General features: G+C 61.5%; 26 protein-coding genes. 13 read left to right on the top strand and 13 right to left on the bottom strand.

Features of this window, described 5'->3' with window-relative positions; all coding sequences use genetic code 11:
• Positions 1-48: 48 nt before the first annotated feature.
• From rpmF to J8C01_RS02715, 9 genes are all read left to right on the top strand, one after another.
• Positions 49-243 (top strand): 50S ribosomal protein L32, encoded by a 195-nt coding sequence (gene rpmF, locus J8C01_RS02675; RefSeq protein ID WP_081464656.1) that lies wholly within the window; start codon positions 49-51, stop codon positions 241-243.
• A 51-nt stretch (positions 244-294) separates the two neighbouring features.
• On the top strand, positions 295-1,350 hold the full coding sequence (gene plsX, locus J8C01_RS02680; RefSeq protein WP_014099039.1) for a phosphate acyltransferase PlsX: 1,056 nt from the start codon (positions 295-297) through the stop codon (positions 1,348-1,350).
• Complete coding sequence (bcp, locus tag J8C01_RS02685) at positions 1,347-1,847, top strand: thioredoxin-dependent thiol peroxidase (RefSeq protein ID WP_211432292.1); 501 nt, start codon at positions 1,347-1,349, stop codon at positions 1,845-1,847. Before plsX ends, bcp begins: the two co-directional genes overlap by 4 nt.
• 5 nt (positions 1,848-1,852) lie before the next feature.
• Complete coding sequence (locus tag J8C01_RS02690; RefSeq protein WP_014099041.1) at positions 1,853-2,455, top strand: hypothetical protein; 603 nt, start codon at positions 1,853-1,855, stop codon at positions 2,453-2,455.
• 42 nt (positions 2,456-2,497) lie between these two features.
• Entirely contained in the window at positions 2,498-3,364 is an 867-nt protein-coding gene (locus tag J8C01_RS02695) for a 3'-5' exonuclease (protein ID WP_211432293.1), read from the top strand.
• On the top strand, positions 3,357-3,878 hold the full coding sequence (locus J8C01_RS02700) for a tetratricopeptide repeat protein (RefSeq protein WP_014099043.1): 522 nt from the start codon (positions 3,357-3,359) through the stop codon (positions 3,876-3,878). Before J8C01_RS02695 ends, J8C01_RS02700 begins: the two co-directional genes overlap by 8 nt.
• Before the next feature lie 139 nt (positions 3,879-4,017).
• On the top strand, positions 4,018-4,992 hold the full coding sequence (locus J8C01_RS02705; RefSeq protein ID WP_014099044.1) for an ABC transporter permease: 975 nt from the start codon (positions 4,018-4,020) through the stop codon (positions 4,990-4,992).
• 25 nt (positions 4,993-5,017) lie between these two features.
• Entirely contained in the window at positions 5,018-5,323 is a 306-nt protein-coding gene (locus J8C01_RS02710; protein ID WP_148263909.1) for a hypothetical protein, read from the top strand.
• A gap of 31 nt (positions 5,324-5,354) precedes the next feature.
• Positions 5,355-6,206, top strand: a complete 852-nt coding sequence (locus J8C01_RS02715; RefSeq protein ID WP_211432294.1) for a glucose 1-dehydrogenase — start codon at positions 5,355-5,357, stop codon at positions 6,204-6,206.
• An 82-nt stretch (positions 6,207-6,288) separates the two neighbouring features.
• Here the strand turns inward: J8C01_RS02715 and J8C01_RS02720 are convergent, their stop codons facing one another.
• From J8C01_RS02720 to J8C01_RS02765, 10 genes are all read right to left on the bottom strand, one after another.
• Entirely contained in the window at positions 6,289-6,615 is a 327-nt protein-coding gene (locus J8C01_RS02720; protein ID WP_014099047.1) for a rhodanese-like domain-containing protein, read from the bottom strand.
• A gap of 22 nt (positions 6,616-6,637) precedes the next feature.
• Positions 6,638-7,390, bottom strand: coding sequence for a succinate dehydrogenase iron-sulfur subunit (sdhB, locus tag J8C01_RS02725; RefSeq protein WP_014099048.1), 753 nt, complete (start codon positions 7,388-7,390; stop codon positions 6,638-6,640).
• Positions 7,391-7,503: 113 nt separating this feature from the next.
• Entirely contained in the window at positions 7,504-8,157 is a 654-nt protein-coding gene (locus J8C01_RS02730; protein WP_014099049.1) for a M949_RS01915 family surface polysaccharide biosynthesis protein, read from the bottom strand.
• Positions 8,158-8,203: 46 nt separating this feature from the next.
• Positions 8,204-9,982 carry a succinate dehydrogenase flavoprotein subunit gene (sdhA, locus tag J8C01_RS02735; RefSeq protein ID WP_014099050.1) on the bottom strand — a complete coding sequence of 593 codons (1,779 nt, stop codon included), beginning with the start codon at positions 9,980-9,982 and terminating at the stop codon, positions 8,204-8,206.
• 30 nt (positions 9,983-10,012) lie between these two features.
• On the bottom strand, positions 10,013-10,660 hold the full coding sequence (locus J8C01_RS02740) for a succinate dehydrogenase cytochrome b558 subunit (protein ID WP_014099051.1): 648 nt from the start codon (positions 10,658-10,660) through the stop codon (positions 10,013-10,015).
• A gap of 359 nt (positions 10,661-11,019) precedes the next feature.
• Complete coding sequence (locus J8C01_RS02745; RefSeq protein ID WP_014099052.1) at positions 11,020-11,469, bottom strand: response regulator; 450 nt, start codon at positions 11,467-11,469, stop codon at positions 11,020-11,022.
• Positions 11,470-11,647: 178 nt separating this feature from the next.
• A complete protein-coding gene (locus tag J8C01_RS02750; protein WP_014099053.1) occupies positions 11,648-12,037 on the bottom strand; it encodes a response regulator in 390 nt (129 codons plus the stop codon).
• Complete coding sequence (locus tag J8C01_RS02755) at positions 12,034-14,202, bottom strand: hybrid sensor histidine kinase/response regulator (RefSeq protein WP_211432295.1); 2,169 nt, start codon at positions 14,200-14,202, stop codon at positions 12,034-12,036. Before J8C01_RS02755 ends, J8C01_RS02750 begins: the two co-directional genes overlap by 4 nt.
• A gap of 32 nt (positions 14,203-14,234) precedes the next feature.
• Positions 14,235-15,512, bottom strand: coding sequence for a serine--tRNA ligase (gene serS / locus J8C01_RS02760; RefSeq protein ID WP_041569046.1), 1,278 nt, complete (start codon positions 15,510-15,512; stop codon positions 14,235-14,237).
• Between the two features lie 94 nt (positions 15,513-15,606).
• A complete protein-coding gene (locus J8C01_RS02765) occupies positions 15,607-17,196 on the bottom strand; it encodes an acyl-CoA mutase large subunit family protein (RefSeq protein WP_211432296.1) in 1,590 nt (529 codons plus the stop codon).
• Between the two features lie 186 nt (positions 17,197-17,382).
• On the opposite strand from J8C01_RS02765, the gene J8C01_RS02770 reads away from it, so the two are divergent.
• A complete protein-coding gene (locus tag J8C01_RS02770; protein ID WP_211432297.1) occupies positions 17,383-19,299 on the top strand; it encodes a sensor domain-containing diguanylate cyclase in 1,917 nt (638 codons plus the stop codon).
• Between the two features lie 56 nt (positions 19,300-19,355).
• Positions 19,356-19,907 (top strand): hypoxanthine phosphoribosyltransferase, encoded by a 552-nt coding sequence (hpt, locus tag J8C01_RS02775; protein ID WP_211432298.1) that lies wholly within the window; start codon positions 19,356-19,358, stop codon positions 19,905-19,907.
• A 24-nt stretch (positions 19,908-19,931) separates the two neighbouring features.
• Here the strand turns inward: hpt and recJ are convergent, their stop codons facing one another.
• Positions 19,932-21,617 (bottom strand): single-stranded-DNA-specific exonuclease RecJ, encoded by a 1,686-nt coding sequence (gene recJ, locus J8C01_RS02780; RefSeq protein WP_211432299.1) that lies wholly within the window; start codon positions 21,615-21,617, stop codon positions 19,932-19,934.
• Between the two features lie 579 nt (positions 21,618-22,196).
• Between recJ and metK the strand changes: the two genes are divergently transcribed.
• Both metK and ahcY read left to right on the top strand, forming a co-directional pair.
• A complete protein-coding gene (metK, locus tag J8C01_RS02785; protein WP_249355483.1) occupies positions 22,197-23,285 on the top strand; it encodes a methionine adenosyltransferase in 1,089 nt (362 codons plus the stop codon).
• Between the two features lie 117 nt (positions 23,286-23,402).
• A complete protein-coding gene (ahcY, locus tag J8C01_RS02790) occupies positions 23,403-24,686 on the top strand; it encodes an adenosylhomocysteinase (RefSeq protein ID WP_014099062.1) in 1,284 nt (427 codons plus the stop codon).
• A 47-nt stretch (positions 24,687-24,733) separates the two neighbouring features.
• On the opposite strand, the gene J8C01_RS02795 is transcribed toward ahcY, so the two are convergent.
• Together J8C01_RS02795 and J8C01_RS02800 are read right to left on the bottom strand one after the other, a co-directional pair.
• Positions 24,734-25,810 carry a hypothetical protein gene (locus tag J8C01_RS02795; protein WP_211432301.1) on the bottom strand — a complete coding sequence of 359 codons (1,077 nt, stop codon included), beginning with the start codon at positions 25,808-25,810 and terminating at the stop codon, positions 24,734-24,736.
• Positions 25,810-26,256 carry an ATP-binding protein gene (locus J8C01_RS02800; RefSeq protein WP_014099064.1) on the bottom strand — a complete coding sequence of 149 codons (447 nt, stop codon included), beginning with the start codon at positions 26,254-26,256 and terminating at the stop codon, positions 25,810-25,812. Before J8C01_RS02800 ends, J8C01_RS02795 begins: the two co-directional genes overlap by 1 nt.
• Positions 26,257-26,295: the final 39 nt, after the last annotated feature.

Genomic DNA, 26,295 nt, shown 5'->3' on the forward strand with positions numbered 1-26,295 from the left:
TTCCCTGCGAAAGCTTCTGAACGTGCTTCCGAAAGGCGGTTTGAACCTATGCCGAATCCGAAACGACGCCACTCCTCGTCGCGGCGTGGTAAGCGCCGTGCGCATGATGCCCTGCCGCAACTGACCATTGTACGCTGCCCGAACTGTGGCGCACCCCGCCTGCCGCACCGGGTGTGCGGCGAGTGCGGCTACTACCGCGGCCGTCAGGTCATCACGATTCGTCAAAAAGGTACTGAAGAATAACTGAACCGGCGGTTGCCTGCTGCAACCGGCCTTAGTTGCGACGGGACAGCGATGCTGCAAATTGCTCTCGATGCCATGGGGGGCGACCATGCCCCGGCACCGGAAATCGAAGGGGCGCTGCTGGCAGCCCGCCAGCTCGGCGTCAAGGTGCTGCTGGTTGGCCAGCCGGACCGGCTGTATCCGGCCCTTCGGGGAGCTGGCTGGACAACCGAACCCATTGAAATTCTGCCGGCCCGTGAGGTCGTCGCCATGGATGAAACCGCCCGGCAGTCCATCCGTACCAAGCGTGACTCGTCCCTGCGCGTCGGGATTGAGGCGCTCCGGCAGGGATTGGCGGTCGGTTTCGTCAGTGCCGGAAACACCGGCGCCATCGTGGCGGCGGCCACCCTGTGGCTGGGCACCATACCCGGTATTGCGCGTCCGGCGCTGGCCACGGTTCTGCCGACCTTATCCGGGCGCGGCACGCTGTTGCTCGACATCGGCGCCAACGCGGATTGCAAACCCGCCATGCTCGACCAGTTTGCTGTCATGGGCGCGGCCTACGTCGAGCAGATTCTCGGTGTTGAACGACCACGGGTGGGACTGCTTTCCATTGGAGAGGAAAGCGTCAAGGGCAATGCGCTGACGCGCGAAGCCCACGCCCTGCTGTGCCAGCATGCGCCCCAGCGTAACTTCACCTTCGTGGGGAATGTTGAAGGGAGGGACATTTACACGGGGGCAGTGGATGTCATTGTCTGTGACGGTTTTACGGGGAATATCGTCCTCAAGACGAGCGAAGGGCTGGCAACGGCCCTGCTGACCATGCTTCAGGAAGCGTGGCGTCAATCAACGCCCCCTTCGCGGGATACCGTGGCCGGCCTGCAGCAGGTGCGCACCCGGTTCGACTATGCAGAGTACGGCGGAGCACTTCTGCTGGGCGTGCCGCAGCCGGTCATCGTGGCCCACGGCCGCTCCACCGGGCGCGCCATCTACAATGCCATCCGGGTGGCACAGGAAGCGCACCTGCGTCGCCTGAGCCACCAGATTGCTGCTGACCCGGCAGTGGTGGCGATGTTGCACCATCCACACCGCAACGGTGTGGTCCAAGACCTCTCTGGACTGGCATGACTTCTTCCACAGCACGCTTGACAGTTGGTGATCCGGCACCCCCGTTTGCCTTGCCCGACGCCACGGGGCAGACGGTCAGACTCGCGGATTTCGCCGGGCAGCGGGTAGTGCTGTACTTCTACCCGCGTGACAACACCCCCGGCTGCACCAAGGAAGCCTGCGCCTTCAACGCCGTCCGCGACGAGCTTTCCACGCACAAAGCCCAGGTCATTGGCATCAGCCCGGACAGCGTCACTTCGCACGAAAAGTTTGCGGCGAAGTTTGGTCTGACGTTTCCCTTGCTGTCTGATCCCGAACACGTCGTGGCTGAACAGTATGGCGTCTGGCAGGAAAAGAAAAACTACGGCAGGACGTACTTTGGCATTGTCCGCACCACGTTCATCATTGACGAGCAGGGACGGATTGCCCGTATCTTCCCCAACGTCAAGGTTGAAGGCCACGCGGCACAGGTGTTACAGGCGCTGGCCGAAATGGATCAGAAGGCAAAGCCGGAGTGAACAGGATGCGGCACCGGAGCGACATCGGGCTGGCCTGCCTGGTTTGGGTTCTGGTTTGCGGCTGCGTTTGGGACTGGCCGACGATACCCGTCAGAGCGCAGGGCATTCCGCTTCCCACGACTGCGCCGGCTGGTGAACCGACGGCCGCCACGCGCCGGTTTGCCGACCCGGAGGCCGGTTTTGAACTCGAACTCCTGCCCGGCTGGCGTTCCGAACATACCGTTGAGAACGACGGGCGACGGGTTCTGGAAATCATTTACCGCGACCGCAGCCAGTCGCTGCTCCGGGTCCGACGCGAAGCCGTACCGCCGGACTGCGCCGATGAGCCGCATCGCTGTCTGGCCGAGCGCGAGGCAACGGATTCACTTCAGTTCCGGCCCGACTTCCAGTTGAAAAAGCGCGAGCGATTCTCCACAGCCATTGCCCGTGGGACGCTCCTGACCTTCACGTTTCGTCGGGTGGGAAAGCCCATGACCGGCCGCTACTACTACCTTCAGACGGACGACCAGACGGTATGGGTGCTGCGTTTTGAGGGGGAGACCCGCTTTCATGACACGCTGCGTTACCAGACCGACCGTCTGGCCTACTCGTTTCGTCCCCTGCCGTGAGGCGGCGGCCGGCTGAAAGGTTCTGGTTTTTTGCCGAAGCTGATGCCTGACGTTCCGCCCGGCCCTTCGTTTCTGCTGAGAACCCTGCGCGCCCGGTTGTCGGCAGCCCGTGGGGTGGTGTCGCTGACCGATCTGGGGCGCGAGTTGCTCCGGGCGCCACGGGCCGCACCGGAACTCGTGCGGCGGGTGCTGTTGCCGGTGCTGGCCCAGTTGCCGGAGGCTGTGCTGGAAGGGGACGACGGTCTGCGCTGGCAACCGCTGCCGACCGCGGCCCCGGAAGCGACGGCGTCCCTGCTGGAATGCCGGTTTGCCGTCGTGGATGTGGAGACGACCGGACGCCGCGCCGAGCAGGAGCGCGTTACCGAAGTGGCCTGTGTCACGATTGAGCGCGGCCGGATCACCGGGAGCTTTACAAGTCTGGTCAATCCCGGTATGCCCATCCCGCCGCCGATTACAGCCCTGACCGGTATCAGCGACGAACTGGTGGCCACGGCACCACCCTTTGCAGCCATTGCCACGGAACTGCGGCAACACCTGAGCCAGGCAGTTTTCGTTGCACACCATGCCAGTTTCGACCGCAAATTTCTGACGGCCGAACTCAGGCGCGCCGATGAAACCTTTGTGTGGACGGCGCCCACGTTGTGTACGGTACAACTGGCGCGCTATCTCGTTCCCGGTCTGGACAACTACCGGCTCGATACCGTCACCGCTCATTTTCGGATTTCCAATCCGGCCCGGCACCGCGCATCGGGAGACGCCCTTGCGACGGCCCAGCTTTTCCTGCGATTGTTGGAACGGCTGATTGAACAGGACATCGTAGCGGTTGACGCTGTGACTGCCCTTCTGGCAAAGCAAAAGCGAACAACCAGACGGCGGCCATTGCCCGGCGAGGACAGACACCATGAATGACACGCGCGACAACTGTGAGCATCTGGAAATGACCGATGACCTGGCCGTACGTGAGGCGGCCCGCTACTTTCAGGCGGCTTATCAGCGCCAGATGGAAGGCAACCTCGACGAGGCCATCCGGCTCTACGAACGTTCGATTGCGCTGCATCCGACGGCCGAAGCCCATACGTTTCTGGGCTGGACGTACAGTTTTCTGGGCGATCTGGATCGCGCCATCGCCGAGTGTTTGCGGGCCATTGAACTCGACCCGGATTTTGGTAATCCCTACAACGACATCGGGGCCTATCTCATTGAGCGCGGCGATCCGCTGTCATCTGCGCTGTGGCTCAAACGGGCTATGAAGGCCAAGCGGTATGAGTGCTACTTCTATCCGCACTTCAACTACGGGCGGGTGCTCGAATGGCAGGGGCGCTGGCTTGACGCCATGCGGGAATACACAACGGCGCTGTCCTACAACCCGGATTACACGCCGGCCAGGAAAGCCATTCGCCAGCTTCAGAGTCGGCTCAACTGACCACCGCACGGGATAGCCGTTGCACGTGGGTTGTACACTTTTTTGACGCGCCACCCTGCCGCGTTTTCTGCTTTGTCGCACGCCGCGCGTCAATCTGGCGGGCAAGGTTTGCAGAGGTAAGCTCCGGGTCGCTTGCCTGATGACCATGCTGGTTTCGTTTTTCCTCTCGTTTCTCAAGCGCATGGCGGTTGTCCTGCCGGTAATGTGGGCCGTGGTGACGCTGGTGTTTCTGCTCATCCACCTCGTGCCGGGCGATCCCGTGGTGATGTACCTTGGGGACAGCGCCCGGCCTGAAGACATCCAGGCGCTGCGTCACAAGCACGGCCTCGACCTGCCGCTGTGGCAACAGTACGTCCGGCTCTGGCTCGGCGCGCCGACCAAGGATGGACTGGACAAGCACCGGGGCCTGCTGCGTGGCGACCTGGGGGAGACCTTCGGCGGCAAAAACGTCGTGAAGGAACTGCTGAACCGCTATCCGACAACGCTCAAACTGGCAGGAGCCGCCATGCTGGTGGCCGTTGTTGTTGCCATTCCGCTGGGGATTGCGGCCGCTGTCGCGCGAGGGCGTTGGCTGGATACGGTCATCTCCGTGGTGTCGCTGGCGGGGATTGCGCTGCCCAACTTCGTGATCGGGCCGCTGGCCATTCTCATTTTCGCAGTGTATCTGGACTGGCTGCCGGTTTCCGGGAGCGAACGGTTGGAACATTTCATCCTGCCGGCGACGACGTTGGGCCTCGCCATGGCAGCGATTCTGACGCGCCTGGTGCGTTCCAGCGTCCTTGAGGAACTGGGCGAAGATTATGTCCGCACGGCGCGCGCCAAGGGGCTGCCCGAACGGGTCGTGTTGTTCAAACACGTCCTCAAAAACAGTCTTATTCCGGTTGTCACCATCATCGGATTGCAGTTCGGTATCATTCTGACAGGGGCAATTGTCACCGAAACCATCTTTGCGATGCCGGGTGTCGGTGATCTTACGGTACGGGCCATCAACGAACGCGAATACAACCAGGTGCAGGCCAATCTGCTGGCCATTGCGCTGACGTATGTGGCGGTCAATACGCTGACGGACCTGCTGTACCGGCTCCTTGACCCGCGCATTGCTCTGGATCGCTGATGTTTTTGAAAGGAGCCAGTCCACCGTGGAAGATGAAACCCCATCCCGTCTGCGTAGCGGCCAGGCACGGCGTCCGGCTTCGGGCGACACCCGCCCGGCGAATCGTCCCAGTCCGATGCCAACTCCTCCGCGTCCTGACCCAGGTGAGGAAATGTCTGCCCCGCCGCCCGAGTTGGAGACGCCCATGGCGAGCCGTCTGCGCAGCCTGCGGGAGTCCCGTCCCCCGGAGTCATTCCAGGAACCAGCGCCGATCCCGGAGTTCAACCAACCTTTCGATGTTCCCAAGCCGACGCTGTGGGAACGCATCAAACGTTTTTTTGGTGGTCAGTAGTCAGCATTTCAAGTCCGATGGGAGTCACAGCATGGGTAAACTCGATGGAAAAGTGGCGGTTGTCACCGGCGCCGCCAGTGGAATTGGCGAGGCCACAGCGCGTCTGTTTTACGCCGAAGGGGCTTCGGTCGTCCTGAGCGACATCCAGGATGAACGTGGTGCCGCCATTGCGGCCGAACTCGGTGAACGGGCCGCCTACTGCCGGGCGGATGTCACCCAGGAATCGGACATCGCGGCACTGGTGGATTTTGCCGTTGCCCGGTTTGGCGCGCTCGACGTGATGTACAACAACGCCGGGGCGCAGGGCGTTTCAGCGCCTATTGCCGAAACGCCGGCTGAGGGGTTTGACGCGACGGTTGCCCTGCTGCTGCGCAGCGTCTTTCTGGGAATGAAGCATGCGGCGCGGGTGATGCTTCCCCGGCACACCGGAAACATCATCAGCACGGCCAGCATTGCCGGGCTGCGCACCGGAAATGCACCGCATATTTACAGCGCCTGCAAAGCGGCGGTTATTCACCTGACACGCTCCGTAGCCATGGAACTGGGCGAGCAGGGGATTCGGGTCAACTGTGTCTGTCCGGGTTTTATTGCAACTGGCATTTTTGGCAGCGCCTTTGGTCTTCCGCCGGATGCAGCGCGCGCGCTGGCGCCGCTGATGGCACCGATGCAGGTTCAGGCGCAGCCACTGCGCCATGCGGGACAGCCGGTGGATGTGGCGCAGGCGGTCCTGTGGCTGGCCAGCGACGATGCCCGCTTTGTCAACGGGCATGCGCTCGTTGTGGATGGCGGTCTCATCGCCGGCCGGTCGTGGACGGAATACCAGCACATGCGTGAATCGCTGACGAAGGGCATTCAGGCCGCCCTGGGGCAGGGCGGTTCGTGAACCGCCCCTACCGGCGAACCGCCCCTACACAATCAACAGCCACCCATTTGTTCCGCGTAATCGTATTGCCGGGATTCAGTCCTCAGTAGAGCGGCACCGTCGGGTCAACCTCGTGCGACCAGGCATCAATGCCGCCGATGAGGTTGACCAGACGGGTGAAGCCCTTGCTGCGCAGGTAGGCGCAGGCGTGCAGGCTGCGGATGCCGTGATGACAATAGATGACGTATTCCTGGGCGGGATCAAGCTCCGCAGCCCACACCGGCAGTTGGCTCATCGGGCACAGGCGGCTGCCCGGAATGCGGTTGAACGCATATTCCCAGTCCTCGCGCACGTCAAGAAGCTGTATGGGGTCGCCTGCCGCAAGACGCCGGGCCAGTTCAGGCGCCGTGATCTGCTGGATGTCTGTCATTCCCTATCCGTCCGTGCGTGGGTCAGGGCATCAGCCAGCCCAGAAGGCCATGAATCGTCGTTTGCCGTCCCAAATCAGCAATGGACTCCGTGAGCGGAATGTTTTTGGGGCAGGCTTTGACACAGTTCTGCGCGTTGCCGCAGTCGGTAATGCCGCCATCGCCCATGATGGCTTCCAGCCGCTCATCCCGGTTGAGCTTTCCAGTGGGATGCAGGTTCATCAGTCGAACCTGATTGAGCACCGAAGGCCCGACGAAAGAAGACCGTTCGTTGTACTGCGGACACACTTCCATGCACACCGCACACGACATGCACGTGGAGAGCTTGTAGCGAATCTCCGTGGTTTTCTGGTCGAGCCGGGGGCCGGGACCCATCGGGTACGTGCCGTCAATGGGAATCCATGCCTTGACCTTCTTGAGGTCCTCGAAAAGCCGTGAGCGGTCAACCTGAAGGTCCCGAATAACCGGAAACTTGGTCAGCGGTTCGAGCGTGATGGGGCCGTCTTCGAGCTTGTCCACCAACGTGCTGCACGACTGACGTGCCTTGCCGTTGATGACCATCGAGCACGAACCACAAACGTGTTCAAGACAGGAACACTCCCACACCACCGGCGTGGTCGCCTGGCCGGAAGCCGTGACGGGATTTTTCTGGATTTCCATCAGGCAACTGATGATGTTCATGTTCGGGCGGTAGGGAAGCGCAAACTCCTCCCACCGGGCGGGCTTGCCGGGTGCATCCTGGCGTTTGATTTTGAGAACAATCTTTTCACGGGTCATCGAGCCATCTCCATTCCGGGGGGCGGCATCAGGTTATCTCTTTGGACGTGCCAGCGGCACAGCCTTGAATGTCACGGCCCTTCGGCTCTCTTCAGGCTCCGGGCCGTGACTCGTTACTGAAAGATTTCCACGTAAAACTGCTTCCATTTGCGTTCGGCATGCCGCAGAAACGCGCGGTTGGCACGCAGCCTGGCATCCGGTGTCTTTTCTCCGCCGACTGAACCCTCCGGCAGCGCGATGCGGGTCGTGCCGCGCATGGCATATTTCTGGTTGACCTCGTACATGATGAGCTTGAGCGTCGCCGGACTGACATCACTGCGGCAGGCGGTTTTGTACATCACCCAGGCTTCCGCAAAGCCATCGTTGTCGAGGTCCGTCACTTCGGTTGCCGCCGTGAGGAATTCCGCCGTGATGTCGAGCGGACAGTTACGGACGAAATCCCTCACCTGCCAGACCAGTGAGAACTGACCGTTGACGTTGACGAAGCGGTGGGCATACAGCTCGGCGTCCTGACCGGCATCGAAGTCCTGACGCCGTCTTTGGCCCGGGGTCTCAAACGGGCCGGTCTCCGTCAGAATCAGATAGTTTTCGCCATCGAGGTCATTCCAGCGGAAGCCCTGTTTGAAGCGGCCTTTGACCAGTCCACGGGCGGCCGCCGGCAGGCTGTCCAGCGGAAACGCCTGAAGCGGCTCACGTGGGACCATTCCCGACGCAGCCTTGAACGGGGAAGTCACGCCCACCGGAAGCAGCAGAAGCCAACTGCCCATCGTGCCCGTGACCAGCAGCCGGCCAAGCCACGGGCGCGGACGGGCGCTAAGCCGCTTTCTTCTTTGAGTAGTCACGCTTGCGCGGCTTGATGAGACTGATGTCAACATCTTCATAGGTCAGTTGCGGTCCTTCCGGGGTCCAGGTGGCAATCGTCGTTTTCAGAAACCGCTCGTCATCCCGTTCGGGGAAGTCGGGTTTGTAGTGTGCGCCACGGGATTCATCCCGGTTGAGCGCGCCCAGTGTGATAACACGCGCCAGGTGAAGCATGTTTTCCAACTGGCGGGCGTGTGGAATAGCCTGCGTTGCCCAGTAGTTTTGCTCGTTGAGGTTGATGCGCTCGTAGCGTTCGAGCAGTTCCTGGATTTTTTCGTCCGTGTACCGCAGGCGGTCGTTGTACCGGATGACGGTGACGTTCTCGGTCATCAGGCGTCCCAGTTCTTCGTGCAGCACCCGTGGGTTTTCCGTGCCCCGCTTCGTTTTGAGCGCTTCATTGATTGCCGCCTGCCGGGCGCGCTCACGCTCGAAAATGGGGTCTTGCAGGTCTTTGGTGGAGTTGTTCTTGGCAAAGTTGACGGCGGCCGGCCCGGCGATGATGCCGGCATAGACGCAGGACAGCAGGCTGTTGGCCCCAAGCCGGTTGGCCCCGTGAATGGAGTAGTCGCACTCCCCGACGGCAAAGAGACCGGCAATGTTGGTTTGCTGCTCATAGTCCACCCACAAACCGCCCATGGTGTAGTGCATGCCGGGGAAGACGCGCATGGGGGTTTCACGCGGGTCCTCGCCGACAAACATCTCGTAGATTTCCAGAATGCCACCCAGCCTGCGGTCGAGCTGTTCGCGTGGAATGTGCGTCAGATCGAGATAGACCTGAAACTTGCCGCCGACACCATAGCCGTCGAGACAGACCTGGAAAATTTCACGGGTGGCAATGTCGCGCGGAACAAGGTTGCCGTATTCGGGGTATTTTTCTTCGAGGAAGTACCACCGCTCCGAAGGCGGAATGTCTTTCGGCGCACGCTGGTCCTTCGGCGTACGTGGCACCCAGACCCGCCCGCCTTCACCGCGCGCGCTTTCTGACATCAGGCGGAGTTTGTCTTCGCCCGGAATGGCCGTGGGGTGAACCTGGATGAACTCGCCGTTGGCATATTTGACGCCCTGCCGGTAGAGTGCCCCCTGCGCGCTCCCGGTGCAGATGACAGAGTTGGTGGACTTGCCAAAAATGGCTCCAATCCCGCCCGTCGCCATGACGACAGCCGCGCCGGCAAAGGCCTTCACTTCCAGCGATTGCAGGTTCATGGCCGTAATGCCATAGCAGCGCCCGTTTTCGATGACACCTGAGAGAAACTCCCAGCCTTCGTATTTGCGGACCTTGCCGGCGGCTTCGTAGCGCCGTACCTGTTCGTCGAGCGCATAGAGAAGCTGCTGACCTGTGGTTGCGCCAGCGAACGCCGTACGGTGGTATTTCGTGCCGCCGAAGCGCCGGAAGTCAATCAGCCCTTCGGGCGTCCGGGAGAAGGGAACGCCCATGCGGTCAAACATGTAGATGATGTCCGGCGCCATGTCGCACATCGCCTTGACCGGCGGTTGGTCGGCAAGGAAATCGCCACCGTAAATCGTGTCGTCGAAGTGCTCGTAGGTTGAATCCCCCTCCCCTTTCGTGTTGACCGCGCCGTTGATGCCACCCTGGGCGCACACCGAATGGGACCGTTTGACGGGGACGAGAGAAAAAAGATCAACGGTGTAACCGAGTTCGCAGGCTTTGATGGTTGTCATCAGCCCGGCCAGTCCACCGCCCACGACAATGATGCTTGGTTTGTTGCTCATGAGTGCTCTGATTTCGTGAAAAGTCGGGTCTTATGGAACAAAGGCAAACGCCGCCCGAACGCCAATGGCGAACACAGCTACGCCGAAAACGGCACAGGCATAGGAAAACGCCTGCTGTGACCGCGTGCTGACGGTGATGCCCCACACGATGGCAAACGTCCACAAACCATTGGCCAGATGAAACGCCGCCGAGAAGATGCCCAGCACGTAAAAGGCCATGATCAGCGGCTGCGCCAACCAGTACTGCACAATGGTGAATGCCTGGTCGGGATGGTGCGCTACGGCCAGCCCCAGACCGCCGACGCCAAAGCGCATCGTCAGAACGTGCGCCGTGATGAACAGCAGCAGAATGATGCCAGTGACGCGCTGCAGGAGATAGTTCCAGTTGCGCGCATAGCCGTAGCTCAGCACGTTGCTCTTCGCCGTGTAGGCAATATAGACGCCGTAAATCGCATGAAAGGCAATCGGCAGCCCAATCAGAAACAGTTCGGCGAGGGGCAACAACGGTCCGGGCAGCATGTCCTGAATCCCTTTAACCGCTTCATTGAAAGCTGCCGGACCGGCAACAGCGTGAAAGTTGGTGTAGAGATGTTCCAGCAGGAAAGCCCCAATCGGAATCACACCACTCAGCGAGTGCAGCCGACGGGCAAGAAAGTGATGACTCAGGGTGACGCTCATGAGACCTCAGAAAACCGGGTGACGTACGTGTTTCCCAAACGCTCCCACCTGACGGACACACAACGGGAATCAGGACGACTTGGGGCATCGGGCGACGACGAATCTCGGCCGCGCATGATGCTGAGGGGAATCCGTTTCTGAATCCGACATGCGCCGGCCGGCGGAGGAAGACTACCAAGGATTATAGGCCGGGCCCCGCCGATTGCAATGTGCTTTTGTGTGTGAGCGTACGTTTTGCCGGGCAGCTTTTCCGCCTTCCTGCCGGATGCAGCGCCGGAAACAGGCTGCCCGTGTGACCTGCCCGCCGAGTCTGCAACCGGACCTGCGCCGGATTGTTTGCCACAGCAGCCGGCGGTATTTCAGACACCTGCTGTCTGGGCCGCGTCGGGCTGGGAAGGCGTCTCAGTGCGTGGCTGTGCCAGCTTTTGTCGAATCAACTGGTGCAGCCGGTCAAAGTCTATCGGCTTGATCAGGTAATCCGACTCACCCAGCGGGAGTCCTTCTTCCCGGACATACTCGATGTTGGACTGGGCCGAGATGATAATCATCGGTACGTCGCGCAGCTCGCGGTAGTGTTCCTTCTCGCCGATGAGCGTCATCACAGCCGGGCCGCTGATGTGCGGCATCATGATGTCAATAATGACCAGATCGGGTTTGGAGCGTTTGAGGGCGCGCAGGCCGGCCAGACCGTCGGCGGCCGTTTCGACTTCGTACCCTTCAGCCGTAAGCTCGTCGCGTAGCAGGTCGAGAACATCCTGATTGTCATCTATGACAAGGATGCGCGGTGGGGTGTTCGGCAATCGTCCCATGTGCAACCGGCGGGGACGGGAAAGTAGGCCGGCCTGAAACCGGCAGATGCAGACTTGCAACTCCACTTTCCACGATCTGACAGCAATTGTCCACCTTGAGCTGTCAGCCGGCTCGCGGCGGCTGACAGGCAGTGGGCGTCTGTCGGCGGCAGGGCACAGGTGCGGTGGACGGAGGGCGTTACGGCGTCGGGGAGGAACGGTCGGGGTGCGCCAGGAGCTGCTGTACGATGCGCTGCACAGCCTCCGGGCTGGCCGGTTTGGCCAGGTAGGCGTCGCAGCCTGCCGCCCGGAAACGGGCTTCATCTTCTGTCATGGCATGTGCGGTCAAGGCAATAACCGGGACGCGCGCCAACGCCGGTTGCGCCTTGATGCGGCGCGTGGCTTCCAGCCCGTCCAGGTTGGGCAGGGAAATGTCCATGACAATGACATCGGGTTGAAACTGCGCCGCCGCTTCCACCGCACTGAGACCATCGCCTACAGCACAGACCTCGTAACCTTCAGCTTCCAGCTCCAGGGTGAGGATTTCCCGGCTGTCGGCGTTGTCTTCCACTACGAGAATGCGCGTCATGACAGCACGTTTTCCACGGAGTTGGCGACACCCTGACCCGTCTGGCGGCGAAGCTGTGTCTCCTGTTCGATTTTCTGAAGGTTGTTGAGCAGCCACGTCCGGTCGAGCGGCTTGGGATGGTAGCCGATGACCATCGGAAACTCGAAGGCGGTCTGGGCCATTCGCCGGTCGGCCTGGCTGACAACAATGACCGGGATGTGCTTGAGCAGAGGGTCCTCAGCCAGCCGTTCGAGGTAGGTCAGCCCGCTGATTCCGGGCAAAATCAGGTCAAGGACAACGACACGTGGACGTAGCACGGCTGTGAGTTCGAGACCTTCGGTGACGTTGCGTGCGCTGATGACCGTGTAACTGGTCAGGTCAAGCATGGTTTTCAACTGTTGCGCCAGGTCTGGCTCGTCATCAATGCATAGAATGATGCGGTTGTCCGGGGCAGGACAGGGCAGGGCAATCGGTTTTTCGCTGGCCTCCATCTTCTCGTGCTCACGCAGACGAAGGGGAAGCCGCACGCGAAACACCGAACCCTTGCCCACTTCGCTTTCGACTTCAATCGTGCCGTCCAGCAGCAGCACATTTTTCCTGGCAATGGAGAGGCCGAGTCCGGTGCCGCCGTACTTGCGCGTGGCCGAGCCATCCACCTGGCGGAATTCCTCAAAGATGTGCGGCAGGTCCTTCTCGGCAATGCCAATTCCCGTGTCCCGCACCTCAATGGTGAAGGTTTCCGCTGCCGGGTCCACGTCGAGAACCACAGTGACGCTGCCCTGTTCGGTGAATTTGAGCGCATTGGAGACCAGATTCGTGACGATCTGGCGCAGCCGGGCTGGGTCCGTCAGGGCTGAGGGCACCTGGGGCGGCGACATGAAGCTCAGGGTCAGGCTTTTGGCCCGGGCCAACGCTTCGAGCGGCGTAATGGTTTCGGACAAAAACTTCACGAGGTCCACTTCACTGACCTGGATTTCCATCTTGCCGGCGGCAATTTTCGAGAAATCCAGGAAGGTGTTGATGAGTTCGAGCAGGTTCGTCGAATTCTCGGCAATGCGGGTCAACGCCCGCATCTGGGCCTCGGAAAGCGGGCCGTAGCGACCGCGCTGGAGCAGCGAGGTGTAGCCAATGATGGCGTTGAGTGGCGTCCGCAGTTCGTGCGACATGTTTGCCACAAACTCGGACTTGAGCCGGTTGCTCTCCATTACGGCCAGATTGGCGCGGCGCAGGTCTTCGTTGATTTTGCGCAACTGGCGCTGGTTTTCATACAGCTCGGAGTTGGCCAGCAGGAGTTCCTGGTTGGCGCTCATCAGGTCAATGGAGCGTTCCTCGACCTTTTCTTCGAGCGTTTGGGCGAAGGATTCCAGCTCAGCGACGTAGTGCTGGAGGGTCTCGCGCGTCCGTACGAAAGCGCGCGCCAGGGCGCCGAGTTCGTCGTTGGCCGTGGTCGGGATGGGATAGGTGTAGTCGCGCCGCGCCATGGCGCGTACGCCCTCCAGAAGCTGACCGAGCGGCTGCGTGACGAAGTACCGGAGAATGAGCGAGAAAAAGGCAATGATGAACAGACCCGTCAGCGTCACTTCCAGAAACAGCAGCTTGAAGTGGTCAATGATGAGCATGTTCATCCGGTCGGCGCGGGTGTGGACGGCCACCAACCCCACCACTGGGCTTTCCGGCCCGGCGCGCAGCGGGGCATAGGCGGAAATCCATGCGCCCTGCTGGTCGGTGTAAACATCCGTTGCCAGTGGTTCCTGGCGCCGGATGACCTGCCAGGCTTCCGGGCGCAGTTCGTGGGCCGGCGGGCGGTCTGTAAAAACCGGCATCCACGTCTCGTTCCAGCGATAAAACAGGTCAATCGGCTGTTCCAGTTCGTTGGCGCGCTGAAGATCGCGCAGCCGTGACCGTAAGGCTTCCAGGACCGGAGGAGCGGCGTCCTGCTCCCACGGGATGAGGGACACATCAAGCACCACCGCAACTGTGGCAGCGATGTGTTGTAGTTGGCGGCTTTGCTCCGCAATCTTGTCGCGCCGCAGGTTGCGGTAAAACAGATAGTCCACGCCAAAGATGAGCGGCGCGGCGCACAGCAGCGTGGTGAGCAGGATTTTGTAGTGCAGGCGTCCGTGCAGGGGCGGCTCTTCGCCTGCCTGCCCGGCCGTTGATTCCGTCGTCACTGGAACTTCGCTCATGTGCGCTCCCCGGAGCGGTTTTGTGCCAAGGCTCAAGTCAGTCGTTCACGTCCATCGAGATATGGACGCAGCGCCGGCGGAATGATCACCGAGCCGTCAGCCTGCTGGTGGTTTTCGAGCAGCGCCAGCCACGTCCGCCCAACGGCCAGCCCGGAGCCATTGAGCGTGTGGACAAACTCCGGCTTCACGCCGGGTTCGCGCCGGAAGCGGATGTCGGCGCGGCGTGCCTGAAACGCTTCAAAGTTGCTACACGAAGAAATTTCCCGGTAGGTCTGCTGGCTGGGCAGCCAGACTTCCAGATCGTAGGTTTTGGCCGCCGCAAAGCCCAGATCGCCGGTGGCCAGCACGACCTTGCGGTAGGGCAGTTCCAAACGCTGCAACACCGCTTCTGCGTTGGCCGTCAGGCGTTCGAGTTCCGCGTAGCTGTCCTCGGGTTTGACAAAGGCCACGAGTTCGACCTTGTCAAACTGGTGCTGGCGGATAAGCCCACGGGTGTCGCGGCCATAACTGCCGGCTTCGCTGCGAAAGCAGGGCGTGTAAGCAACATACCGGATGGGCAGTTGCGCGCCGTCGAGCACTTCACCCCGGTGCAGATTGGTGACCGGGACTTCAGCCGTGGGAATCAGGTACAGACCACGCTCATCGGTCAGCTTGAACAGGTCCGGCTCGAATTTGGGAAGCTGTCCCGTGCCAAACAGGGCCTCGCCATTGACGATGAACGGTGGGAGCACTTCCGTGTAGCCGTGCTCGGTCAGGTGCAGGTCGAGCATGAAGCTGATGAGCGCCCGTTCCAGTTTGGCTCCCAGCCCCTTGAGGACGGCAAAGCGCGCGCCTGACACCTTGGCAGCGCGTTCCAGGTCCAGAATACCGAGCGCCGTGCCAAGTTCGACGTGGTCTTTGGGCGGGAAATCGAAGTGGCGCGGTTCACCCCAGCGCGCGACTTCCTGGTTGGCCGATTCATCGCCGACCGGGACGGACTCGTGGGGCACGTTCGGAATGATGCGCACGAGTTCCTGCAGGCGCTGTTCAACACTTTCCCGTTCGGCTTCGAGGGCTTCAATGCTGGCCTTGAGTTCCCGCATTTCAGCACGTTTGGCTTCCGCTTCGTCCTGCTGCCCGGCCTTGAGCAGCGCGCCAATCTGGGGACTGACCCGGTTGAGCGCAGCTCTGCGCTGTTCGACTTCCGCAATCAGCCGCCGGCGCGTGGCGTCAAGTTCGGTGAAGCTGTCAAGCGTGAGATCGGTGCGGCGGTTGAGCAGGGCGCGACGAACGAGGTCGAGGTGCTGGCGGATGAAATCAAGGGCAAGCATGGCTGTGAAATGGGCTGCGGAAAGAAAACCGGGTTCACCGGCCGGAAATACGGTTTCAGACCGTCGGGACACCGCCCGGAACAGAGGGCCCTGCCTAGAAGACAACCGTTTCCTGGTATTCGCCGAAGACGCGGCGCAGGCGGTCGGAAATTTCGCCTACGGTGGCGTACCGTTCAACAGCATCGAGAATGTAGGGCATCAGGTTGTCTGTCCCACGGGCGGCGGCTTCAAGGGCGTCGAGGGCAGCCGTGCAGGCAGCTGTGTCGCGCCGTGCCCGCAGACTGCGTACCCGTTCAACCTGCGCGCGTTCGATTTCGGGATCAATGCGCTGAATGGGAATGGGGTGCTCTTCAGCGACCTGAAAGCGGTTGACGCCGACGACAATGGCTTCGTTCCGCTCCACGGCGCGCTGGTACTCGAAGGCCACCTGCTGGATTTCGCGTTGCGGGAAGCCCTGCTCAATGGCTGCGAGCATGCCGCCCAGCGTGTCAATCTTTTCGATGTAGGCCGTCGCCTGTCGTTCGAGTTCATCGGTCAGGGCTTCGATGAAGTAGGACCCGCCGAGTGGGTCAGCTACGTCGGCGACGCCGGACTCGTAGGCGAGCACCTGCTGGGTACGCAGAGCAATCCGGGCGGATTCTTCCGTCGGCAGTCCCAAGGCCTCGTCTTTGCCGTTCGTGTGCAGCGACTGCGTGCCGCCCATCACTGCCGCCAGCGCCTGCACCGTCGTGCGAATGACGTTGACTTCAGGCTGCTGGGCCGTGAGCGTGCTGCCGGCCGTTTGCGTGTGGAAGCGCAACTGCCACGCCTTGGGCTGGGTGGCTTTGAACCGCTCACGCATGATCCGGGCCCACATGCGCCGGGCGGCGCGGAACTTGGCGACTTCTTCAAACAGGTTGTTGTGCGCGTTGAAGAAAAACGACAGGCGCGGGCCAAAGGTATCCACGTCGAGACCAGCGGCAATGGCGGCTTCGACGTAGGCAATGCCGTCGGCCAGCGTGAAGGCAATTTCCTGGGCGGCCGTCGCCCCGGCTTCCCGGATGTGGTAGCCCGAAATCGAAATGGTGTTCCAGTTGGGCACCTCGCGGGCGCAGTAGGCAAACAGGTCGGTGATGAGCCGCAGGGAGGGGCGGGGCGGATAGATGTACGTCCCGCGCGCAATGTATTCCTTGAGAATGTCGTTCTGGACCGTGCCGTTGAGTTTGTCGGGTGTGACGCCCTGGCGCTTGGCGACAGCAATGTAGAGGGCAAGCAGGATGGGGGCCGTGGCGTTGATCGTCATCGAGGTCGAGACCTGATCGAGCGGAATGCCGTCAAACAGCACGGCCATGTCTTCGAGAGAATCAATGGCGACGCCGACCTTGCCCACTTCTCCCAGGGCGAGGGGGGAGTCGGAGTCCAGCCCAATCTGGGTCGGCAGGTCAAAGGCCACGCTGAGACCAGTCGTGCCCTGCGACAGCAGGTAGCGGTAGCGGGCGTTGGATTCCGCTGCGGTGGCAAAGCCGGCGTACTGCCGCATCGTCCACAGCTTGGCGCGGTACATCGTCGCGTGAATGCCGCGCGTAAAGGGATACTCGCCGGGCTTTTCGTCGGTGGGGGGCGGAGCGTCGGCAGGCAGGTAGTAGGGCTTCAGCTCGATACCCGATGAGGTCCGCCGTCTGGTCTCAGCTTTTTTGGATGACATAGGGCTATGTATTTACAGGGCGTATGCAGGGAAACGTCCGTCGGGGGTTGCACCGGCCACACACGACGGCGCGTGACAAGATGATAGTGTGTTGTCGGCGTGTTTGCTACATTGTCATCCCACACTGCCACCCTTGATTTCCCTGATCAGGTCGTACTTCCGGGGCTGACACTGTGAGCTTTGCGTATGCCGTCGCGCTTTGCCCGAACGCCCTTTGGGCTGCCCTACAAACTGCTGATATGGGGACTCGGCCTGGCTTTCTGGTCGCTGGTCATCGTCGTCGAACTGAAAGTGCTGGGGGCCTTATGGGTTGATCTGTTCGGACTCTTTCGCCAGCGCGAGGGGCTGGCCGCAGCCGTATTTCTGCTGCTTCTGATGGTGTGTACCTTTCTGCGCCGCCGGTCGGACGCCTACGCCCACCTGCTGGCTGAAGACGGATTGGTCGTGTTGTTCGTGCTGGTTTTTCCAACGGAACTGACCATCACGCTGCTTGGCCTTGCCGGTGTACTGGAATCCATCAGTCAGCACGCCGAACGCTTGCAGCGACGACTCCCGATGGGCGACTGGTCGATCGTTTTGGGCGAGATCATCTTTCAGGGAGGTGTCGCCGCCTTCGTCGGGCTGACCGGAAGCACCGTTGAGCAGGCCGGCCATTTCACCGAATGGCACCTGGCGCCCCGGTTTGGCCTCCGGGAACTGGTGATGATACCGCTCATCTACCTTTCCATCTTTGCCATGCGGGTGAGCGTGTCATTTCTGACCATGTGGACGCGGGGCATCTCGCTGGCACTGTTTCTCCAGGACGTGCGCGCGACCCAGTCGGTCATCACGTTTCTCGCTGAATTCGCCACCGTGGTGCTGTCCATCATGATTGCCGTGGTCTATGCCCGGCTGGACTTTCTGCCCGTGGTGGCGCTGGGCACGGTGCTGGTGGCACTGGTGGCGCTGCTGAGCAAACAGGCCGAGGCTATGGCCCGCCAGCAGCGGACAATTGCCGAGATGAAGATTCTTGTCGGGGTCGGGCGCGCCCTGAGCAACCCGGCGCAAACCCGCCGGGAACTGCTCAAAGCGTTGTATCAGGAAGGGCGCGACCTGTTCCGCGCCGACTCGCTGGCGGTGTATCTGTTTCCCGAAGATGGCCACCAGCCACAGATACTCGAATGGCAGGCAGTGACAAAGGCCCGCCCAAAGTCGGAGCGCCGGGGAACCATGCTGGATTTTCAGCAGAGCGGCAACTGGACGGCGAACAGTTCCACCGGGGAACAGGTGGCGCTCGTGCCCGAAAGGGACGCCTTGGGGTTGGCCGAATGGTGCGTGCAGCACAAGCAGGCGCTACGGCTTCAGGACATCGAGCGCGAGGCAGCGCTGTACAACTACCGGTGGCTGACCGAACGCCTGCCCTATCGCTCCTGGATGGGCGTGCCACTGGAGGCCGAAAAAAAAGTGCTGGGTGTCATCAGCGTGGCCAGTCAACAGCCGCAGGCTTTTTCCGAACAGGACGAAGAAATGCTCCGCGCCCTGGGACAGCAACTGGTCGGGGCGCTCGAAAAGGCCCGGCTCTATGAACTGGCCACCATAGACGGGCTGACCGGGTTGCTCAATGCCCGTGCTGTCCGGGCCAGACTGGCTGAGGTCTTTGCCAAAACCCTGGCTGATAATGGTCAGATGGGTGTCCTGATGTTTGACATTGACTTTTTCAAAAAGGTCAACGACACCTACGGCCACGAAGTCGGCAACGAGGTGTTGCAATACCTGTCCAAGCTGGTCAGAAGCAAACTGCGGGATACCGACATTGCCGGACGCTACGGCGGTGAGGAATTCATCGTGATTTTGCCACAGACGCCGGTCAAAGGAGCGCTCGATGTCGCCGAACGCCTCCGCCGGCATATTGCCGCCCGTCCCGTTCCGACGACCGCCGGAGAACTGCCCATCACGGCCAGCTTTGGGGTGGCCTACCTTCCCATGCCGGGAGTGACAACGCCCGACAAACTCGTGGAGGTGGCCGACCAGGCACTCTATGCCTCGAAGCGCAATGGGCGCAACCAGGTCACGCTGGCATCAGCGCCGGGGGTGTCGGAGTCTGAAACTTCTGCCCCGGCGTAGCTCCGGCGTCACCCGGGCCGTTGCTGTAAGCCCAACTTTTTATTCGGGAGAAATCTATGTCGGAGTTCAGCCAGCCGCAGTTGACCGTGCTGTTTGATACCGGGCAGATACAGGCGCGGATTCGGGAACTGGGCGCGGCCATCACCCGCGACTACGCCGGGCAGGCGCCGCTGCTTGTCGTGGTGCTCAAGGGGGCCGTGCCGTTTGGGGCCGATTTGGTACGCGCCATTGACCTGCCCGTCACGCTCGATTTCATTGCTGTGTCCAGCTACGGCATGGCGACCAAGTCATCGGGCGAAGTGCGCCTGCTCAAGGACCTCGACACCAGTCTGCGGGGGCAGCCGGTCATCATCGTGGAAGACATCGTGGATACGGGGCTGACCCTGTCCTACCTGCTCGACATGTTCCGCCGCCGCGAAGCGGCCTCGGTGCGGGTGGCGGCCCTGCTCGACAAACCCGAACGTCGCCAGCGGGAAGTGGAAGTATCCTATGTTGGGTTCACCATCCCCAACGAGTTTGTCGTTGGCTTTGGACTGGATTACGCCGAACGGTACCGCAACCTGCCGTACGTGGCCATTCTCGATCCAGCGGCTGTAACCGAAGGCTGAAAGGGCGGGCGGTGTTGCCGGTGATCAGGTGGCCAGGCGGATGTCGGTGGCGATGAACTGGACGCTGGCTCGGCCCTGCCACACGTTAATGTCCGGCCGGCCGAGCACTTCGACTTTTGCCTGCCGGGGGAGCTGTTCGGCATATTCCCGCCGCTGCCACCACAGCACTTCGGCCCGGTGCGGCCCGTCGCCAAGGATGAGCTTGAGGTGCTGATCCTTGAGGATGCGCTGTTCCAGGATTTGACCGCGCAGGATAAGCCGTGGGTGTGGGTTGCCGATGCCGTGGGGTTCGAGTTTGGCAAGGCTTTCGACCAGCGGAAGGGTCAGTTCGCCCAGCGGCAGTTCGCCATCGGCGACGTACACGCGGGTCAGGGCGTCCGGCGGCAGCACCTGTCGGGCATAGGCATTGATGCGCTGCTGCAACTCCGGCAGCCGTTCTACCGGAAGGCAGAAACCGGCGGCGGCGGGGTGTCCTCCGTAGCGGAGAAAAAGCCCATCCTGGCCAATGGCCTGAAGCGCCTCGATGAGATTGAACTGGGGGATGCTGCGCCCGGAGCCGTGGGCGATACCGTCCCGGATGCTACAGACCAGCGCTGGATGGTGATGGGTTTCCACGACCTTCGAGGCTGCAATCCCGACCACGCCCTGATGCCAGCCGTCGGTATGGTTGCCGGCCAGGACATAAACCGGATCATCCTGCGGTTGACTGGCAATCCGGGCTTCGAGCTGTTCCACCAATTGCCGTTGAATGGTCTGGCGTTCGGTATTCCAGGCGTCAATCTGTTGCGCCCGCTGCCGGGCCTCATCCACTGTGAGACTGTCAAACAACTGGATGACACCCACGGTCGTGCCTTCGATGCGCCCGGCGGCATTGATGCGCGGCCCCAAGCGGAAGCCAAGGTCGCCAGCCCCGATGGGACGTTCCTTGAGACCTGCCACTTCGATGAGCGCCGACAGTCCAGGATTTTTCGAGCCGCTGTTGAGACCGCGCAGCCCTTCCGCCACGATGGCCCGGTTGGCCGGGCTGGAGAGAGGAACGAGATCGGCATAGGTACCGATGGCGACGAGCTTGGTCAGGGAGCGGAGAAAAGCTTTTCCATTAGGGCGCTCACCGAGCAGGGCACGGGCCATCTGCCAGGCCAGCCCGCAGGCGGCAAGGTCTTTTTCCGGGTAGGCGTCGCCGACCTGTTTCGGACACACGACGACGGCATCTGCCGGAACCTGGCTGCCCAGCGCCGTATGGTGGTCAATGCACACGCCGACGATGCCGTGTGCGCGTGCCATTGCCCATTCGCGGTGGGCAGTAATGCCAATATCCACGGACACAAGCACCTGAATGCCATCAGCCGCCGCCTGCTCAATAATGCCGGGGTTGAGTCCGTAGCCTTCCTGTTCCCGGTCGGGAACGTAATAGGAAACGAAATCATCGGTCTGGACGCCGAGTTGCTGCAGCACGCTGCGGAGGGTGACCAGCCCGGTCGTGCCGTCGCAGTCATAGTCTCCCACAATGCGGATGCGCTCCCGGCGTTCCACGGCCCGCCCGATGATGTGCAGGGCTTCTGTGAGGTTGCGCATCGGGCGCGGGTCGGGCACGTGGGTCAAATCCGGCGCGAGAAAGGCCGCTGCCTGTTCGGGAGTCGTCAGTCCGCGGTTGATGAGACAGGTGGCGACGAGCGGATGAACGTCCAGCGCCTGCGTCAGGCACTTCACGGCGTCAACCGGTGGGGTGGCTTGTTTCCAGAGGGCGCCGCTAAGGGAGCGGCGAGGCGCATGAACGGACATGGGGGACCAGTACCGGGATGGAATGGGGCACCGTTACGCGGAGACGCGGCGGCGCAAAGATGACAGGCGTAGCTTACCACGTGACGCGCGCCCGATATCAATATCGCCAGGACCAGTCGGCAGGTCAAAGGTGGACATTCGTTGGCACCTGGCTGGCTGCGTGTCTGCGCACGCGATTGCCGAACGGGCAAATACCGGCGGGAGGCATGGCTGGGGGGCTTCTCCAGCCCGGTTTCCATTCAGTGGAGGTGTCGTCAGGCGGGCGGCGGGTTGGCCGTTTTTGTTTCACATGTTACGCTTGCCGACTTTGAACAACACTCAGCCCGATTTTCAACGATGGTTTTTGGCTGCATGCATCTGGACGGTTGGCGATTGGCTTCGGGCATCGGCCTGGCGCTGGATGGTGTGGCGCGTATCCAAAACCGCGCATTTGTGGAGGGGTAGGCTTTGAACAACGGCAACTTTCTTTTTTCCTCTGAATCCGTGACGGAAGGGCATCCCGACAAAATGGCCGACCAGATTTCGGATGCCATTCTCGATGAGGTGCTCCGCCGCGATCCCCAGGGGCGGGTGGCTTGTGAAACCTTGCTGGCGACGGGACTGGTGGTGATCGCTGGTGAAATCACCACGACCGCGCACGTGGACTTCCCGAAGGTAGCGCGGGAGGTCGTCCGGCGGATTGGTTACGACAATGCCGAGTATGGCTTCGATGCCAAGACCTGTTCGGTCATTTCCACCATCAATGCGCAGTCACCGGACATTGCCATGGGCGTGGATACCGGCGGGGCCGGCGACCAGGGGTTGATGTTCGGCTTTGCCTGCACAGAAACGCCCGAACTCATGCCGCTGCCGATTCAACTGGCGCACCGGCTGACAAAGCGCCTGGCGCAGGTGCGCCGTGACGGTACACTGGAGTACCTGCGGCCGGATGGCAAAGCCCAGGTGTCGGTCGAGTACCGGGACGGCAAACCACACCGTGTCGCGGCTGTGGTCGTTTCAACTCAGCACGCCGAATCGGTCAAGTCCGATGAACTCCGGCGGGACATTGAGCGCCATGTCATCCGCCACGTCATCACCAACGGCATGCTCGACGCCGATACCAGGCTGCACATCAATCCCACCGGGCGGTTTGTCATTGGCGGTCCTATGGGCGATACAGGGCTGACCGGGCGCAAAATCATCGTGGATACCTATGGCGGCTATGCCCCGCACGGCGGCGGCGCGTTTTCGGGCAAGGACCCGACGAAGGTGGACCGGTCGGCGGCCTACATGGCGCGCTACATCGCCAAGAACGTCGTGGCGGCCGGACTGGCTGACCGCTGCCAGGTGCAGTTGGCCTATGCCATCGGCGTTGCCGAGCCGGTCTCGATTTATGTCGAAACCTTCGGCACCGGAAAGATTCGCCCGGAAACCATTGTTGAACTCATCCGCGCGCACTTTTCCCTGACGCCCCGTGGCATCATTGAAACCCTCGATCTGCGCCGTCCCATTTACTCTCCAACGGCGGCTTACGGTCACTTCGGCCGCAATGAAGAGAGTTTCACCTGGGAGCGGACCGACAAAGCCGAGGTGCTGCGCAAGGAAGCCGGACTGTGAGTTGCCTGCCCGTGAGTGGTCTGCAAGTCGTTGGCGGCCGGGCCCGGCTCCGTGGGGGGCCGGCTGTGAAGGGGCTGCCAGGGTTTTTTCCTTATTCCAATCCGAGGACATCATCGAATGAGTACCAGTGTCGCACAAGTCAAACACTATGACGTGGCCGATTTGGCGCTGGCGCCTCTGGGGCGCAAGCGTATTGAATGGGCCGACCGTGAAATGCCCGTCTTGCGGCTGATTCGGGAGCGGTTTGCCAAGGAGCGCCCACTTGAAGGGTTGCGGCTGGTTGCCTGCTGCCACGTGACGACGGAAACCGCCAATCTGGCCCGGACCCTTCAGGCGGGCGGGGCTGAAGCCGTTTTGATTGCCTCCAATCCGCTTTCAACGCAGGACGATGTGGCGGCCTCGCTGGTGGCCGACTTCGGCATCCCGGTATTTGCCCGCAAGGGGGAATCCACCGACGACTACCGCAAGCACGTGCTGCTGGCGCTTGACACCAACCCCCATCTCATCATTGATGATGGCGGGGATGTCGTCTCGACACTGGTCAAAGAGCGAAGCGATCTGGTGCCCAACGTTCTGGGCAGTACCGAAGAAACGACCACCGGGATTCAGCGTCTCAAGGCCATGCAGGCCAGCGGCGTTCTGCCGTTTCCGGTCATTGCCGTCAACGACGCCCAGACCAAGCACATGTTCGACAACCGCTACGGCACGGGGCAATCCACGCTCGATGGCGTAATCCGTGCCACGAACCTGCTTATGGCCGGGCGGACTCTGGTTGTCGTCGGTTATGGCTGGTGCGGCAAGGGCGTGGCCATGCGCGGGCGCGGGTTGGGCGCCAACGTCATTGTGTGTGAAGTCAATCCTATCCGGGCGATTGAAGCCGTCATGGATGGCTTTCGGGTCATGCCCATTGCCGAAGCCGCTACGCAGGGGGATGTGTTCATCACTGTCACCGGCAACCGCCATGTCATTGACCGCCAGCACTTTGCCGTCATGAAAGACGGGGCAATCGTCTGCAACTCCGGCCACTTCGACCTGGAACTGAACCTGGTTGCCCTCAGGGAAATGGCGCGTGAGGTACGTGATGTGCGCCCGTTCGTACAGGAATACGAGCTGGCCGAGACCGGCCGCCGCGTCATCGTTCTGGGCGAGGGACGGCTCATCAACCTTGCCGCCGCCGAAGGCCATCCGGCAAGCGTGATGGATATGAGCTTTGCCAATCAGGCGCTGTCCGCCGAATATCTCAAAAAGCACGCGGGAAGCCTCGAAAAAACCATTCACCGCCTGCCCGAAGAGGTGGACCTGGAGATTGCCTCCCTCAAGCTTGAAGCCATGGGCGTCCGCATTGATACGCTTACGGCCGAGATGGTCGAATACATCAACAGTTGGGAACACGGCACGTAAGCCGGCGTAAGCCGACGCCTGCCGGGGCCGCCGTCCCTTCTTCCGGTTCAGGAGGGGACGGCGGCCGTTTCTGTTGGTGGTGATGTGACTCGCGGTGGCACCGGGCGGTGGGTGGTGGGACGTGGCGCTACGCCGGTAGTGCTTTCGAGCCGCGCGCCGAGCAGTTCGAGGTCATAGCCTTCCCGGCGTACCCGCATGTCGAAATACAGCAGGCAGTAGGCAATGGTCGCCATGGGCAGGGTCAGCAGCTTGCCAAGCTGGTCGGCCACATTGAAGGCCAGGATGAACCACGTCGGCGTACGGGTCAGGTCCTCGAAATCGCCATTGAGAATGACATAGATGAGAAACGGAATGCCGATAGCCGAGATGGCGGATGAGGCAATGGCTAAGTCAAAGAGCGTAATCTGGACAACCCGCCAGATGGTCCCCCGGGCCAGTTGCAGGGCGCGAACGATGCTGTCCCACGTCGAACGGCCCTCAATCATGACCACGCTGGGGATGAGCGCAACCTGCGCCACAGCGGCACAATACGCGACAAAGCCCAAGGCAATCAGGACAAACAGCAAGAGGGTGAAAAGTCCGCCGGCGAGAACGGACGGGAGATACCTAAACAGCAGGAGTACCACGGCCAGGGCTATCCAGACGACGAATATCCCAACGAAGAACAGGCCCGAGATCACCATTCCAAACAGGATATACCCGATAAGTTGCGTCAGAATGAGCGGCCACAGGCGGCCGCCTACCATGCGCCAGGTGCGCCAGAAGCCAATTGGCACGTCGAGCATGACGAAATCGGCCACTGTCCGGGTCAGCCCGCCGGTAATGAGCATCAGCAGCAGTGGGCTGATCAGGTAGGTCAGGGAGTAACCAAGGGTCATTCCCAGGATCATGACAGGCAGTGTGGCGGCCGATTCCCGCAGCCCGGTGAAGGTGTAGGCGAGCAGGAGCGTTCCGGTGCAACTGGTCACGACCGGGATGGCCGCAAGCGCCAGCAGGGGTGCAAAGTTGTGCCGGTAGATGTGAACCGCACGGTCAATGAGATCGCCGGTGGAGAGAGGCTCAAGATCGGCGAGTTGGTGCAGGCTCGGCAGTTCGGACGACCGACCGGGAGACGGCGTACCCATTATCGTTCCGCCTTTTTCTTCATCCGCACCTGATTCCCACGGGCGTTGTACTCGACCTCATCCATGATGTGGTAGATGAGCATGACGCCGCGCCCGCAGGTACGCATCAGGCAACTCGGATCGGTGGGGTCAGGCAGGGCATTGAGGTCGAAGCCGTCACCTTCGTCGGTAATGGTGAAGGTAACTTCGTCGTTCGCAAACTCGACGACCACGTGAACCTGCTTGGTCGGGTCCTCGTGGTTGCCATGCTTGATGGCGTTGGCAATGGCTTCGTCCAGCGCGAGGATGATGTTGGAGTTCGGTTCGGCAATGCCGCGGGCTTCGAGCAGGCTCATCAACTCATGCAACAGCTCGTGCATGCGCGGGATGACACTGGGAATGACGAACTCCAGGCGGTCAAGCTGCGGGGCCGGGGTGGCGGTCCGGTCGGCAGAGTGTCCTCCCATGGGGCCAGGCAAGTCCTTCGGTCTGGAATCGAGGTGGCA

Source organism: Chloracidobacterium sp. D (assembly GCF_018304685.1).
GTDB classification, from domain to species: Bacteria; Acidobacteriota; Blastocatellia; order Chloracidobacteriales; family Chloracidobacteriaceae; genus Chloracidobacterium; species Chloracidobacterium thermophilum.

Excerpts from the sequence above, each read along its gene's own strand:
- sdhA (WP_014099050.1), bottom strand. The coding sequence starts at position 9,982 with ATGAGCAACAAACCAAGCATCATTGTCGTGGGCGGTGGACTGGCCGGG.
- J8C01_RS02795 (WP_211432301.1), bottom strand. The coding sequence starts at position 25,810 with ATGGGTACGCCGTCTCCCGGTCGGTCGTCCGAACTGCCGAGCCTGCAC.
- J8C01_RS02690 (WP_014099041.1), top strand. The coding sequence starts at position 1,853 with ATGCGGCACCGGAGCGACATCGGGCTGGCCTGCCTGGTTTGGGTTCTG.
- J8C01_RS02700 (WP_014099043.1), top strand. The coding sequence starts at position 3,357 with ATGAATGACACGCGCGACAACTGTGAGCATCTGGAAATGACCGATGAC.
- J8C01_RS02705 (WP_014099044.1), top strand. The coding sequence starts at position 4,018 with ATGACCATGCTGGTTTCGTTTTTCCTCTCGTTTCTCAAGCGCATGGCG.
- plsX (WP_014099039.1), top strand. The coding sequence starts at position 295 with ATGCTGCAAATTGCTCTCGATGCCATGGGGGGCGACCATGCCCCGGCA.
- J8C01_RS02750 (WP_014099053.1), bottom strand. The coding sequence starts at position 12,037 with ATGACGCGCATTCTCGTAGTGGAAGACAACGCCGACAGCCGGGAAATC.
- sdhB (WP_014099048.1), bottom strand. The coding sequence starts at position 7,390 with ATGACCCGTGAAAAGATTGTTCTCAAAATCAAACGCCAGGATGCACCC.
- hpt (WP_211432298.1), top strand. The coding sequence starts at position 19,356 with ATGTCGGAGTTCAGCCAGCCGCAGTTGACCGTGCTGTTTGATACCGGG.
- J8C01_RS02720 (WP_014099047.1), bottom strand. The coding sequence starts at position 6,615 with ATGACAGACATCCAGCAGATCACGGCGCCTGAACTGGCCCGGCGTCTT.
- ahcY (WP_014099062.1), top strand. The coding sequence starts at position 23,403 with ATGAGTACCAGTGTCGCACAAGTCAAACACTATGACGTGGCCGATTTG.
- J8C01_RS02740 (WP_014099051.1), bottom strand. The coding sequence starts at position 10,660 with ATGAGCGTCACCCTGAGTCATCACTTTCTTGCCCGTCGGCTGCACTCG.
- J8C01_RS02765 (WP_211432296.1), bottom strand. The coding sequence starts at position 17,196 with ATGTCATCCAAAAAAGCTGAGACCAGACGGCGGACCTCATCGGGTATC.
- bcp (WP_211432292.1), top strand. The coding sequence starts at position 1,347 with ATGACTTCTTCCACAGCACGCTTGACAGTTGGTGATCCGGCACCCCCG.
- metK (WP_249355483.1), top strand. The coding sequence starts at position 22,197 with ATGGCCGACCAGATTTCGGATGCCATTCTCGATGAGGTGCTCCGCCGC.
- rpmF (WP_081464656.1), top strand. The coding sequence starts at position 49 with ATGCCGAATCCGAAACGACGCCACTCCTCGTCGCGGCGTGGTAAGCGC.
- J8C01_RS02695 (WP_211432293.1), top strand. The coding sequence starts at position 2,498 with ATGCCTGACGTTCCGCCCGGCCCTTCGTTTCTGCTGAGAACCCTGCGC.
- J8C01_RS02770 (WP_211432297.1), top strand. The coding sequence starts at position 17,383 with ATGCCGTCGCGCTTTGCCCGAACGCCCTTTGGGCTGCCCTACAAACTG.
- J8C01_RS02755 (WP_211432295.1), bottom strand. The coding sequence starts at position 14,202 with ATGAGCGAAGTTCCAGTGACGACGGAATCAACGGCCGGGCAGGCAGGC.
- J8C01_RS02800 (WP_014099064.1), bottom strand. The coding sequence starts at position 26,256 with ATGGGAGGACACTCTGCCGACCGGACCGCCACCCCGGCCCCGCAGCTT.
- J8C01_RS02715 (WP_211432294.1), top strand. The coding sequence starts at position 5,355 with ATGGGTAAACTCGATGGAAAAGTGGCGGTTGTCACCGGCGCCGCCAGT.
- J8C01_RS02745 (WP_014099052.1), bottom strand. The coding sequence starts at position 11,469 with ATGGGACGATTGCCGAACACCCCACCGCGCATCCTTGTCATAGATGAC.
- serS (WP_041569046.1), bottom strand. The coding sequence starts at position 15,512 with ATGCTTGCCCTTGATTTCATCCGCCAGCACCTCGACCTCGTTCGTCGC.
- J8C01_RS02730 (WP_014099049.1), bottom strand. The coding sequence starts at position 8,157 with ATGGGCAGTTGGCTTCTGCTGCTTCCGGTGGGCGTGACTTCCCCGTTC.